This window comes from Ideonella sp. (genome assembly GCF_041918995.1).
Lineage (GTDB): Bacteria > Pseudomonadota > Gammaproteobacteria > Burkholderiales > Burkholderiaceae_C > Ideonella.
In genome coordinates this window covers 40,042-52,376 of sequence record NZ_JAYRUN010000005.1, presented here as the reverse complement: position 1 = coordinate 52,376, position 12,335 = coordinate 40,042, and the positions used below count along the sequence as shown (strand labels likewise).

13 protein-coding genes are annotated in these 12,335 nt (G+C 71.6%); 5 read left to right on the top strand and 8 right to left on the bottom strand.

Annotation, left to right across the window (positions count from 1 at the left end):
• Positions 1-56: 56 nt before the first annotated feature.
• From ACE3UN_RS05720 to ACE3UN_RS05710, 3 genes are all read right to left on the bottom strand, one after another.
• Positions 57-623, bottom strand: a complete 567-nt coding sequence (locus ACE3UN_RS05720) for a YceI family protein (protein WP_374673963.1) — start codon at positions 621-623, stop codon at positions 57-59.
• A gap of 35 nt (positions 624-658) precedes the next feature.
• Positions 659-1,210, bottom strand: coding sequence for a cytochrome b (locus tag ACE3UN_RS05715; protein WP_374673962.1), 552 nt, complete (start codon positions 1,208-1,210; stop codon positions 659-661).
• An 81-nt stretch (positions 1,211-1,291) separates the two neighbouring features.
• A complete protein-coding gene (locus ACE3UN_RS05710; protein WP_374673961.1) occupies positions 1,292-2,149 on the bottom strand; it encodes an EamA family transporter in 858 nt (285 codons plus the stop codon).
• A 105-nt stretch (positions 2,150-2,254) separates the two neighbouring features.
• On the opposite strand from ACE3UN_RS05710, the gene ACE3UN_RS05705 reads away from it, so the two are divergent.
• Positions 2,255-2,737: a GNAT family N-acetyltransferase gene (locus tag ACE3UN_RS05705; RefSeq protein ID WP_374673960.1), complete on the top strand. Its 483-nt coding sequence runs from the start codon at positions 2,255-2,257 to the stop codon at positions 2,735-2,737.
• A 30-nt stretch (positions 2,738-2,767) separates the two neighbouring features.
• Here the strand turns inward: ACE3UN_RS05705 and priA are convergent, their stop codons facing one another.
• Positions 2,768-4,879, bottom strand: a complete 2,112-nt coding sequence (gene priA, locus ACE3UN_RS05700; RefSeq protein WP_374673959.1) for a primosomal protein N' — start codon at positions 4,877-4,879, stop codon at positions 2,768-2,770.
• A 357-nt stretch (positions 4,880-5,236) separates the two neighbouring features.
• Complete coding sequence (gene hemE, locus ACE3UN_RS05695) at positions 5,237-6,325, bottom strand: uroporphyrinogen decarboxylase (RefSeq protein ID WP_374673958.1); 1,089 nt, start codon at positions 6,323-6,325, stop codon at positions 5,237-5,239.
• Between the two features lie 151 nt (positions 6,326-6,476).
• Between hemE and ACE3UN_RS05690 the strand changes: the two genes are divergently transcribed.
• From ACE3UN_RS05690 to ACE3UN_RS05675, 4 genes are all read left to right on the top strand, one after another.
• Positions 6,477-7,133, top strand: coding sequence for a LemA family protein (locus ACE3UN_RS05690; RefSeq protein ID WP_374673957.1), 657 nt, complete (start codon positions 6,477-6,479; stop codon positions 7,131-7,133).
• Positions 7,134-7,143: 10 nt separating this feature from the next.
• Positions 7,144-8,067, top strand: a complete 924-nt coding sequence (locus tag ACE3UN_RS05685) for a YgcG family protein (RefSeq protein ID WP_374673956.1) — start codon at positions 7,144-7,146, stop codon at positions 8,065-8,067.
• A gap of 23 nt (positions 8,068-8,090) precedes the next feature.
• The gene (locus ACE3UN_RS05680; RefSeq protein WP_374673955.1) at positions 8,091-8,603 is read left to right on the top strand and encodes a TPM domain-containing protein; all 513 of its coding nucleotides are present in this window, start codon (positions 8,091-8,093) and stop codon (positions 8,601-8,603) included.
• Between the two features lie 150 nt (positions 8,604-8,753).
• Positions 8,754-9,302 carry a hypothetical protein gene (locus ACE3UN_RS05675; RefSeq protein WP_374673954.1) on the top strand — a complete coding sequence of 183 codons (549 nt, stop codon included), beginning with the start codon at positions 8,754-8,756 and terminating at the stop codon, positions 9,300-9,302.
• A gap of 134 nt (positions 9,303-9,436) precedes the next feature.
• Here ACE3UN_RS05675 and ACE3UN_RS05670 read toward each other — a convergent pair whose 3' ends face one another.
• From ACE3UN_RS05670 to atpG, 3 genes are all read right to left on the bottom strand, one after another.
• A complete protein-coding gene (locus ACE3UN_RS05670; protein ID WP_374673953.1) occupies positions 9,437-9,856 on the bottom strand; it encodes a F0F1 ATP synthase subunit epsilon in 420 nt (139 codons plus the stop codon).
• A 120-nt stretch (positions 9,857-9,976) separates the two neighbouring features.
• On the bottom strand, positions 9,977-11,383 hold the full coding sequence (gene atpD / locus ACE3UN_RS05665) for a F0F1 ATP synthase subunit beta (RefSeq protein ID WP_374673952.1): 1,407 nt from the start codon (positions 11,381-11,383) through the stop codon (positions 9,977-9,979).
• 47 nt (positions 11,384-11,430) lie between these two features.
• On the bottom strand, positions 11,431-12,315 hold the full coding sequence (gene atpG, locus ACE3UN_RS05660; RefSeq protein WP_374673951.1) for a F0F1 ATP synthase subunit gamma: 885 nt from the start codon (positions 12,313-12,315) through the stop codon (positions 11,431-11,433).
• Positions 12,316-12,335: the final 20 nt, after the last annotated feature.

Sequence of the window (12,335 nt, the reverse complement as noted above, 5' to 3'; positions counted from 1 at the left end):
GCTCCTCGTTCAGGGATGCGGGGTGGGAAGGTGGAAGGTGGGGAGGTGGGGAGGTGTCACAGGGGCGCCATGCCGGTGAGCGCGAGCTTGAACTTCACCAGCACGTCGTTCGCCACCATGGAGGTGTCGGCCCATTCGCCGTCACCGATCTTGAAGTCCAGGCGCTTGATCGTGAAGCTGCCGGTGGCCGTGCTGGCGGCACCCGACTGCACCAGGGTGACGGGCACCACCACGTCGCGGGTGCTGCCCTTGATGGCGAGCTTGCCCGCCACCTCGTAGCGACCGGGCCCGGTGGCCTTGATCGCGGTGGACTGGAAGGTGGCTTGCGGGAACCTGGCCACATGGAACCACGCCGGCTTGGGCACCTCGGCGTCCGTCTCGGGCGAACCGAAGCCCGCGCTCGCGGTGTCGATGCTGAAGGCCACCTGGCCGGCCGCGGGCTGCTTGGGGTCGAAGCGGATCTGCGCGGTCCAGCGGCTGAACTTGCCGTCCACCGGCACGCCCATCTGGCGCGAGGTGAAGCTGATCTCGCTCTGCGCAGGCACCACCTGCTGCGCCATCGCCGCGGACGCGCCCAGCAGCCAGGCGGCGAGCGCCAGGGAAGGAAGAAGGGGTCGAACCATGGGGATCACCTCGGAGTGGAATCGGTGCGCGCAGTTCAACGGCCCGGCCGCATGCGGTCCAGCAGGCCGTCGCGGTCGACGAAGTGGTGCTTGAGCGCGGCCGCCACGTGCAGCCCCGCCAGGATGGCGAGCAGCCAGGCCAGCAGCGCGTGGCGCTCCTTCATAAGCTCGGCGAAAGGCTTGTCGGGCGACACGAAATCGGGCAGCGGCAGCACGCCGAACCAGACCACCGGGAAGCCGGCCGCCGAGCTGTAGGCCCAGCCGGCCAGCGGCACGAGGAGGAACAGCGCATACAGCGCCCAGTGCACCGCGTGCGCGGTGCGGTTCTGCCAGGCCGGTGCCGGCAGGTCCGCGGGCGGGCGGTGCGTGAGGCGCCACAGCAGGCGCAGCACGGACAGCGCCAGGATCGTCACGCCGGCCCACTTGTGCCAGTTGTAGAGCTTCAGCCGCGTCGGCGACATCGGCAGCTCGTGCATGTAGACGCCCGCGGCGAAGGTGCCGATCAGCAGGGCGGCCAGCAGCCAGTGCAGCGCGATGGCCACACCGCTGTAGCGGCGGCCGGACAGGGAGGTCGGGGACGTGTGCATGGTGGGAGGCAGTGTCACCAGCGCCGAGCCGCCGGCGGTTCAGCGGCCTTGAGGCGGCGATTCAAGATGGCTGAATGCCCGCTATCGGCGGGCGGCCCAGAGATTGAGTGCCAGGCCGCACATCACCAGCGCCGCGGCACCCAGCTTCCAGGCGGGCAGCGGCTCGCCCAGCGCCCATGCCGACGCGCCCATGCCGAACACCGGCACCAGCAGCGCGGCCGGCGTGACCGTGGCGGGCGCATGGCGCGCCAGCAGCCAGTTCCAGGCGCCGTAACCGAACAGGGTGTTGCCCACCGCCTGCCACGCCACCACGGCCCAGGCGCCGGCGCTGGCGCCGGCCACCGCGGCCCCCACCGCGGCGGGCCCGCCTTCGAGGCCGAGGCTCAGCGCCGTCAGCGGCAGCACGGCCCAGGCGCTGGACCACACCATGAAGCCCAGCGGGTCGACGCGGCCCGCCGCGCGCGCCACGCCGTTCGCCACGGCCCAGCACAGCGCGGCGGCCAGGACGAGCAGCAGGCCCAGCAGCGACAGGTCGGCGCCGCCGGCGTGGGCCTGCCAGCCGATCCATCCCATGCCGGCCGCCGCCATCGCCATGGCCGCCCACTGCAGGCGCTGCAGCCGCTGGCCGGACAGGGCGATGGTGAAGAACACCTGGGACTGCACGACCAGCGACGCCAGGCCAGGCGAGATGCTGGCCTGCATGGCCAGGAACAGCAGCCCGAACTGCCCCACGCCCAGCAGCACGCCGAAGGCAGCCAAGCGCTGCCAGGGCACGGCCGGCCGGGCGATGAACGCGAGGAAGGGCAAGGATGACCCGGCGAATCGCAGCGCGGCCAGCAGGAACGGCGGCAGCTCCGCCAGGCCCCACTTGATGACGACGAAGTTGGTGCCCCACACCGCTACCACGGCCAGGGCCAGCGCGAGGTGCGAGGGCGGCATGCAGCCAGTGTAGGCAGCCGGCCACGGGCGCGTGGGGGCCGGGGCTTGTCCGCATGGCGACCGGCGCGATGCCGCTGACAATAGGGGTCAGGGGGAACAACACACATGGCATCCGCCACCTTGCTGCGGCCGATGGGCGAATCGGCCTTCGCCGACTTCCGCGAGCGCTCCGTCGAGAGCTTTGCCCGCGAGAACATCACCGCCGGCCGCTGGCCGGCCCACGAGGCGCCCGAGCGCTCACGCCTGGCCTACGAGCGGCTGCTGCCGCAGGGCCTGCGCACACCGGGCCACCACCTGTTCACCGTGCACGAGGCGCACACCGGCCAGGCCGTGGGTGCCGTGTGGCTGGCCCTGAGCGAGCACCCCACCGGGCGGGCGGGCTACGTGTACGACCTCGTCATCGACGCCGCCTTCCGCCGCCAGGGCCATGGGCGTGGCGCGCTGGCGGCGCTCGAGGCGATCGCCCGCTCCTGGGGCGTCACCGAGCTGGGCCTGCATGTCTTCATGCACAACCGCGCGGCGCAGGGCCTGTACCGCGCGCTGGGCTTCGAGCCCACGGGCCTGCAACTGCAGAAGCGCCTGGCCTGACAGCAGACCGTGCCGGGGGCCCGGGCGCGTTCAGATGCTGGCCGGGTCCACGTCCACCGCCCAGCGCACGATGCCGCGGTGCTGCTGCCGCAGGGCCGGCATCTCGGCCGACCAGGGCGCCAGCAGTCGCTGCAACACCGCCCGCGAGGGCGATTCGACCAGCATCTGCCGGCGCTCCTGGCCGGCCACCCGCGCCACGTGCGGCGGGACGGGGGCGTACAGGGTCAGGCTGTCGGCCAGGCCCATGTCCTCGGCCAGCGCGCGGGCGCGCTCGCGGGCGGCGCGCAGGAAGCCCTCGGCCACGGCGGCGTCGCGCGCCTCGGCCCGCAGCAGGGCCAGGTGGGCAAAGGGCGGCAGGCCGGCCATCTCGCGTTCACGCAGCTGGCTGTCGGCAAATCGCGCGTAGTCGTGCACCCGCAGCGCGCCGAACAGGGGGTGCTCGGGGTTGGCCGTCTGGATCCACATCTCGGCGTGGCGGGCCACGCCCGCGTCCCGGCCCGCGCGGCCCGCCGCCTGCATGAGCGTGGCGAACAGCCGCTCCGGCGCGCGGAAGTCGGCCGTGAACAAGGCCCCGTCCGGGTCCACCGCCGCCACCAGCGTGACACGGCGGAAATCGTGCCCCTTGGTCACCATCTGGGTGCCCACGAGCACGTCCACGTCGCCTGCATGCACGGCCGCCAGCTGGTGCTCCAGGGCGCCCTTGTGGCGGGTGGTGTCGGCGTCGATGCGGGCCACGCGCGCGGGCGCACCATCCGGGCGGCACACGCCTTGCAGCAGCTCGCCGACCTGCTCCTCGAGCTTTTCGGTGCCTCGGCCCAGCGGCAGGATGTCCAGGTTGCCGCAGTCGGGGCAGGCGCGCGGCACCCGCTCGGTGAACGCACAGTGGTGGCAGCGCAGGGTGCGGTCGAGCTTGTGGAACACGCGCCAGGCGCTGCAGTGCGGGCAGCCGCTCTTCCAGCCGCAGGCGGTGCATTGCAGCACCGGCGCGAAGCCGCGGCGATTCAGGAACAGCAGCGCCTGCTCGCCGCGCGCGATGCAGGCCTCCAGCGCCGCCTGCAGCGGCGCGGACAGCGCGCGCGGCGGCTGCCCCGCAACGGGCCGCGGCTGCTGCCGCATGTCGACCACACGCACCTGCGGCAGCGCGCCCTGGCCCACCCGGTCGGCCATCGTCAACAGGCGGTAGCGCCCCACCTGCGCCTGCTGCCAGGTTTCCAGGGACGGCGTCGCCGAGCCCAGCACCACCGGCACCTGCTCGAGCCGGCCCCGGTAGACGGCGAGGTCGCGCGCGGAATAGCGGGCGCCGTCCTGCTGCTTGTAGCTGGGGTCGTGCTCCTCGTCGACCACGATCAGGCCCGGCCGGGGCAGCGGGCAGAAGACCGCCAGGCGTGTGCCCAGCACGATGTCCGCCTGGCCCCGGTGGGCGGCCAGCCAGTGCGCCAGGCGCTGGGCGGGCGTGAGGGCGCTGTGCAGGGAGACGAGGCGCCGCCCCGGAAAGCGCGCAGCGAAGCGGGCCTCCAGCTGCGGCGTCAGGTTGATCTCGGGCACCATGACCAGCGCCTGGCGGCCGGCCGCCAGCGCCGCCTCGGCCAGGCGCAGGTAGACCTCGGTCTTGCCGCTGCCGGTGACGCCGTGCAGGAGGTGGCACGCGTGGCCCGCCATGTCCACCGCGCCCAGCACGGCCTGCTGCTCCGGCGTGAGCGGCGGCCGACTGGGGGCCTCGGCGGCCGGCGCGGGGCGGGCGCTGGCCGCGGCACGCTTGTCCTGCAGCCGCAGGCGCTTGGCCAGGCCCGCGTCGTCCAGCTTGCGCAGTTCGGGCGGCAGGACCGACAGGGCCACCTCGCCCAGCGAGCGCTGGTAGTAGCGGGCACAGAAGGCCACCAGGCGGCGCCAGGCGGCAGGCAGCGGCGGCAGGCTGGCCAGCGCCTCGGTGATGGGGCGCACGGCATAGTCGGCGGGCGGCGCCTGCGGCGCAGGCGGCGGTGCCGCTTCGGCGTCTTCCCAGACGACACCCGGCACGTCGCGCCGGCCCAGCGGCACGCGCACCAGCGTGCCGGCCGGCAGCGCCGTGCCGCTCAGGTAGTCCAGCGTGGGCGCCAGCCCCGCGTAGGCGGGGGTGTCCACCGCGATCTGCAGCCGCTGCATGCGCTCAGTGCCGCGGCCCGGGCAGACACGACGGTTGAAGTTGCCGGCTTAAGTCCATGATTGAAAACGGCTTTTGGACTTACCCACGCAGTCTGTGGATAACTTTGTGGGAAAGCTGCCGCGAAGCGCGCTAACTGCTTGATGCAGCGGGGGCCGGCGGCTTTGCCCGCTTTCGCAGCACGGGATTAAATTCCCTTATAAATCAACGACTTGCCACGAAAGCCTTGGCGATGTGGCAGTTCCGTGACGGCGCCGCGCCGGTGATTCGTCGCAGACGGCTTTTTGGGGATAAGTCAAGCCCTGAGCGAGTGCTCACGGGGGAAAACCCTGAAACTGTGTCCAAGTGGGCACACACCCTCAGGCGCGCCGCTGGGCGCGCGAGTGAGCGTGCACTGCCTCGACAAGCGCCGCCACGTGGTCGGGCGGCGTGAACTGGCTGATGCCATGCCCCAGGTTGAAGATGTGGCCGTCCCAGCTGCCGTCGGCGCGGCGCGGCGGACCGAAGCTGTCCAGCACCTTGCGGGCCTCGGCCTGCACGGCGGGCGGCGGGGCAAAGAGCACGTTGGGGTCGAGGTTGCCTTGCAGCGCCACCCGGCTGCCCACGCGTTGCCGGGCCCGGCCGAGGTTGACCGTCCAGTCCAGGCCGACGACGTCCGCCCCGCTGTCGGCGATCTCGTCGAGCCAGGGGCCGCCGCCCTTGGTGAAGACGATGGCCGGGATGCGCTGGCCGTCGTGTTCGCGTTGCAGCTGGGCCAGCACGCGGCGCGTGTAGGCCAGCGAGAAGGCCTGGAAGGCCCCGTCCGCCAGCACGCCACCCCAGCTGTCGAAGACCATCACGGCCTGGGCGCCGGCGTCGATCTGGGCGTTCAGGTAGGCGGCCACGGCGTCGGCGTTGATGGCCAGCAGGTGGTGCATCAGGTCGGGACGGCTGTAGAGCATCGTCTTGACCAGGCGGTAGTCGTCGGAGCCGCCGCCTTCGACCATGTAGCAGGCCAGCGTCCAGGGGCTGCCGGAGAAACCGATGAGCGGCACCCGCCCGTGCAGGGCGCGGCGAATGGAGCTCACCGCATCGAAGACGTAGCGCAGGCGCTCGAGGTCGGGCACCTGCAGCGCGTGCACCGCGGCTTCGTCGCGCACAGGGTGGGCGAAGCGCGGCCCCTCGCCCTGGGCGAAGCTCAGGCCCAGCCCCATGGCGTCAGGCACGGTGAGGATGTCGGAGAACAGGATCGCCGCGTCGAGCGGATAGCGCTCCAACGGCTGCAGCGTGACCTCGGTGGCGTAGTCCACGTTCGTGGCCAGGCCCATGAAACTGCCGGCGCGCGCGCGCGTGGCGCAGTACTCGGGCAGGTAGCGGCCGGCCTGGCGCATGAGCCAGACGGGGGTGTGGTCGGTGGGCTGGCGCAGGCAGGCGCGCAGGAAGGTGTCGTTCTGGAGCGGCGCGTACATCGGTGGATTATCGGCGCGCGCGCCGCCCCCGGGGTGGGGCCGACCTTGCGCCCGGCCAAATCCGCCCCATCTGGCGTGTGGCGCGCGGGGCGGCGGTTAACATCCGGCCGCCCTGCCGGCGCCTTGCCGAGACCTGCCTGGAGACCGACCGATGAGCCCCCTGCTTCCTCGTGTGCTGCGCACCCTGTGGCTGTCCCTCGCCGTGAGCGCGAGCCTCGCGCTCGGCGGCTGCGGCTACAACGACTTCCAGCGCCTGGACGAGTCCGTCAAGGCCAGCTGGTCCGAGGTGCTGAACCAGTACCAGCGCCGGGCCGACCTGGTGCCCAACCTGGTGGCCACCGTGAAGGGCGAGGCGGGCTTCGAGCAGGACACCCTCACCAAGGTGGTCGAGGCGCGCGCCAAGGCCACCTCCATCCAGGCCACCCCCGAGCTCATCAACAACCCCGAGGCCTTCCAGAAGTTCCAGGCGGCCCAGGGTGAACTGAGCGGTGCGCTGAGCCGGCTGCTGGTGGTGAGCGAGAACTACCCGAACCTGAAGGCCAACCAGGGCTTCCAGGACCTGCGCGTGCAGCTCGAGGGCACGGAGAACCGCATCACCGTCGCGCGCAACCGCTACATCCAGTCGGTGCAGGCCTACAACGTGCTGGCGCGCAGCTTCCCCACCAACCTCACGGCCATGGTCTTCAGCTACGAGGTGAAGCCGAGCTTCACCGTGGACAACGAGCGCGCGATCGCGACGCCCCCCGCGGTGAGCTTCGACAAGCCGGCGGCGCCGGCCGCGCCGGCCGCGCCGGCCGCGTCGCGCTGAGGCACCGCGCATGGCACGCGCGCTGGCCGCCTGGGGGTGGCTGATGCTGGCCTGGGCGTGTGCCGTGGCGGCCCCGGTGCGGGCGCAGGACCTGCAGCCGGTGCCCGCCCTGTCGGCCCGCGTCACCGACACGGCCGGCGTCCTGACGCCCCCGCAGCGCGCGGCGCTGGAGTCCAAGCTGCAGGCCCTGGAGGGTGAGCTGGGCAGCCAGGTCGTGGTGCTGCTCGTGGCCACGACGCAGCCGGAGGACATCACGTCCTTTGCGCATCGCGTCGCCGACCAGTGGAAGGTCGGGCGACGCGAGGTGGGCGATGGGCTGCTGGTGCTCGTCGCCCGCGACGACCGGCGCGTGCGCATCGAGGTGGCCAAGGCGCTGGAGGGAGCGGTGCCCGACCTGGCGGCGCGACAGGTCATCGACCGCCACATGCGCCCTGCATTCCGGGCAGGCGATTTCGCGGGCGGCCTGAACGCGGGCGTCGACGCGCTGGCGGCGCGCGTGCGGGGCGAAGGCATGCCCGTGCCGGCCGACCGCCAGCGCAGCGGCGGCGGCGTCGGTGGCGGCGGGGGTGGCTTCGACTGGGAAGCCCTCGCCATGTTCTTCTTCGTGGGCGTGCCCATCGTCGGCGCCGTGCTCACCGGCGTGCTCGGCCGGCGCCTGGGCAGCATGGCCACCGCCGGCACGGCCGGCGGCCTGGCCTGGTGGCTGGGCGCCCCCCTGCTGCTGGCCGGCGTCGCGGGCGTGCTGGCGCTGGTGCTGGTGGGGGTGATGGGGGTGGGTGCGGCCGGCCGGCGAGCGGGCCGTCACGGGGGTGGCGTGCCCATCATCTGGGGCGGTGGCGGGTTCGGTGGTGGCGGCGGCTTCGGCGGCGGCGGTGGCTTCTCCTCCGGTGGCGGGGGCGACTTCGGCGGCGGCGGTGCGTCGGGAGACTGGTGATGCAGGCAGGCAATCGCCCTGGCATGGGGTCGCGTCTGGCTCGGCTGCTGCGGCACCGTTGGGTGGACGAGCGCAGCGTGCGGCGCGCCTTGCCCGCCGAGGCGCTGGACCGGCTGGAGGCGCAGGTGGCGCAGAGCGAGCGCCACCACAGTGGCGAGATCCGCGTGTGCGTCGAGGCGGGCCTGCCGCTGTCCTACCTGTGGCGCGGCGCGCCCGCCCGCGAGCGCGCGGTCGCCCTGTTCGGCAAGCTGCGGGTGTGGGACACCGAGCACAACAACGGCGTGCTGATCTACCTGCTCCTGGCCGACCACGAGATCGAGCTCGTGGTCGATCGGGGCCTGGACCGCTGCGTCCCCGCCGAGCACTGGGCCACCATGGTCCGCGAGCTCTCGAGGGCGCTGCGTGCGGGGCGTTTCGAGGAAGGGCTGTCGCAGGCGCTGGCGGCGGTCGACGCCCTGCTCGTGCAGCACTACCCGTTGGCGGGCGACGCACCCAATGCCAACGAGCTGACCAACACCGTCCACGTGATCGCCTGAGGCCGGGGCGGCTGGCGGCCCCCTAGCTCGCACCGCGCCCCTAGATCGGGGGCTGTCGACAAGGGGGGCCTGCCCCTACAAAGCCCGCATGCATGTCGAGCCCCTCCCCGACCGCGGGTGGTTCACGCTGTCTCGCGGAGGCGACCAGCCATGAACCTGCAGTCCCGCGTCCACCGGCGCCTGTCACGGCACCGCGCCATGCCACCGGCCACGGTGCTGATCGCCGCCGAGCCGGGCCCTGCGGACGGTGCGCTGCTGGCGCACCTGGCAGGCAGCGAATCGCCAGCCGGCGACTCACCTCGGCTGCGTGAGGCTGCCCGGCAGCTGCTCGACGGCGGCGAGCCAGTGCGCCTGGGCCTGCGTGCGGGTGAGCTGGCGGATCGGCTGGCGTGGTTCACCCGCCTGCTGCGACTGTGGCCGGCCGACGCGGCCGAGGCGTGGATGCGGCAGCAGGTGAGCGCTGCCCGGTGGCACGCCTTGGCAGGCTCCCCCCTGCACGACGCGCTGGATGGCTGGCTGTTCGACACCACGCTGTCCCAGGCCGAACGCCAGCGCCTGTGGGCGTTGTGGCTGGCGGTCGTGGCGCCGGGTGCGGTGTGCCTGGACGAGGCCCGCCGTGCGCGTGAGGAGGGGCAGGCACTGCGCTGGCTGGAGGGCTGGCTGGCGCCCCATCGCCGGCCCCCAGGCCCGGCAGGCTGATCGTCGGGCCCCCGCTCGGCGCCCGGCGCTGAGTGCCTGGCGCGGCGCGTGGCCAGGAAAGAGAAAACCCGCCGGGCGGGCGGGCCGGGCGGGTTCTCGGTGCGCCTCGCCGGTGGGCGGGGCGGCTGGCGCGGTCAGCGCGTGCGGCGCAGCTTCTGGATGGCCGCGATCTGCGCGGCCATGGCCGCGAACTCGCCTTGCGCCTTGGCGAAGTCGATGTCGCTCTTGGCGTTCTTCATCGCGTCCTCGGCGAGCTTCTTGGCTTCCAGCGCCTTGGCCTCGTCGAGGTCATGGCCGCGGATGGCCGTGTCGGCCAGCACCGTGACCGTACCGGGCTGCACCTCGAGGATGCCGCCGGCGACGAAGACGAACTCCTCCTCGCCGTTGTCGGCCCGCTCGATGCGCACCGCACCCGGCTTGATGCGCGTGATCAGCGGCGTGTGGCGCGGCAGGATGCCGAGCTCGCCGTTCTCTCCCGGCAGCGCGACGAACTTCGCCTCGCCCGAGAAGATCGACTCCTCCGCGCTGACGACGTCGACGTGAATGGTTGCCATGTCAGTACTCCGTTGCGTGCCTCAGACCGAACCCGGCGGTCACCGCGCAGCCGGCTTCGCCGGGCCGCGTGTGGCGCCCCCTTGAGGGGGAGGCGCCGCAGGCGCCTCGGGGGTGGGCCATCACTGGATCTTCTTCGCCTTCTCGAAGGCCTCGTCGATCGTGCCGACCATGTAGAAGGCCTGCTCGGGCAGGTGGTCGCACTCGCCGGCCACGATCATCTTGAAGCCGCGGATGGTTTCCTTCAGCGGCACGTACTTGCCCGGCGTGCCGGTGAACACCTCGGCCACGTGGAACGGCTGCGACAGGAAACGCTGGATCTTCCGGGCGCGCGCCACGGCCAGCTTGTCTTCCGGCGCCAGCTCGTCCATGCCGAGAATGGCGATGATGTCGCGCAGTTCCTTGTAGCGCTGCAGCGTAGCCTGCACGGCGCGCGTGGTGCTGTAGTGCTCCTCGCCCACGACGTTCGGGTCGATCTGGCGCGAGGTGGAATCCAGCGGGTCCACGGCGGGGTAGATGCCCAGCGCGGCGATGTCACGCGACAGCACCACCGTGGCGTCCAGGTGGGCGAAGGTCGTGGCGGGAGACGGGTCGGTCAGGTCATCCGCCGGCACGTACACGGCCTGGATGGAGGTGATCGAGCCCACCTTGGTGGAGGTGATGCGCTCCTGCAGGCGGCCCATTTCCTCGGCCAGCGTCGGCTGGTAGCCCACCGCGGACGGCATGCGGCCCAGCAGCGCGGACACTTCCGTGCCGGCCAGCGTGTAGCGGTAGATGTTGTCCACGAAGAACAGCACGTCACGGCCTTCGTCGCGGAACGACTCGGCCATCGTCAGGCCGGTCAGCGCCACGCGCAGACGGTTGCCCGGGGGCTCGTTCATCTGGCCGTAGACCATCGCCACCTTGGACTCGGACAGGTTCTCCTGCACGACGACCTTGGAGTCCGACATCTCGTGGTAGAAGTCGTTGCCCTCACGGGTGCGCTCACCCACGCCGGCGAACACGGACAGACCCGAGTGCGCCTTGGCGATGTTGTTGATGAGCTCCATCATGTTCACGGTCTTGCCGACGCCGGCGCCGCCGAACAGACCCACCTTGCCGCCCTTGGCGAACGGGCAGATCAGGTCGATCACCTTGATGCCGGTTTCCAGCAGCTCGGTGGAGGGCGACAGCTCGTCGTAGGCGGGGGCCTTGCGGTGGATGGAGGCCGTGTAGGTCTGGTCGATCGGACCGCGCTCGTCGATGGGCGAACCCAGCACGTCCATGATGCGGCCCAGCGTGGCCTTGCCGACCGGCACGGTGATCGGGTTGCCGGTGTTGAACACCGTCAGGCCGCGGCGCAGGCCTTCGGACGAACCCAGCGCGATGGTGCGCACCACGCCGTCGCCGAGCTGCTGCTGGACTTCCAGCGTCAGGGCCGAGCCTTCCATCTTCAGGGCGTCGTACACCTTGGGCATGCGGTCACGCGGGAACTCCACGTCCACCACGGCGCCGATGCACTGAACGATCTTGCCTTGGGCTTGAGTCATTTTTCGGATCCTTCAAATTCGAATGCGATGCGTTCGGCGGGCCGGCTTCAGCCACCGATGGCGGCCGCGCCGCCGACGATTTCCGACAGTTCCTTGGTGATCGCTGCCTGACGCGTCTTGTTGTAGATGAGCTTCAGTTCATTGATCAGGTTGCCGGCGTTGTCGGTGGCCGCCTTCATCGCCACCATGCGCGCGGACTGTTCGGAGGCCATGTTCTCGGCCACCGCCTGGTACACCAGGGCCTCGATGTAGCGGGTCAGCAGCTCGTCGATGACGGTGGCGGCGTCCGGCTCGTAGAGGTAGTCCCAGCCATAGGCCTTCTTCTCGGCTTCGCTCTGCGCCAGCGCCGCGGGCGCCAGCGGCAGCAGCTGTTCGACGACCGGCTCCTGCTTCATCGTGTTGATGAACTTCGTGTAGCAGAGGTAGACCGCGTCCACCTTGCCCTCGACGAAGGCATCGAGCATCACCTTGACGGGGCCGATGAGCTTCTCGATCTGCGGCGCGTCGCCCAGGCCGAGCGCATGCGACACCACCTTGGCGCCGATGCGGTTGAGGAAGCCGTTGCCCTTGGTGCCGATGGCCACCGCCTGGACCTGGCCACCGGCGCCCTGCACGTCGCGCATCTTGTTGGTGACGGCGCGCAGGATGTTGGTGTTCAGGCCGCCGCACAGACCCTTGTCCGTGGTGACGACGATGAAGCCGGACGTCCCGGCGTTGCCGCCGGTGCGCATGTAGGGCGAGTGGTACTCAGGGTTCGCCTGCGACAGGTTGGCCGCGATGTTGCGGATCTTGTCGCTGTAGGGGCGCGCGGACCGCATGCGTTCCTGCGCCTTGCGCATCTTGGACGCGGCGACCATCTCCATGGCCTTGGTGATCTTGCGGGTGTTCTCCACCGACTTGATCTTGCCGCGTATTTCCTTGCCGACCGCCATGACGGTTCTCCTGGTTCAGG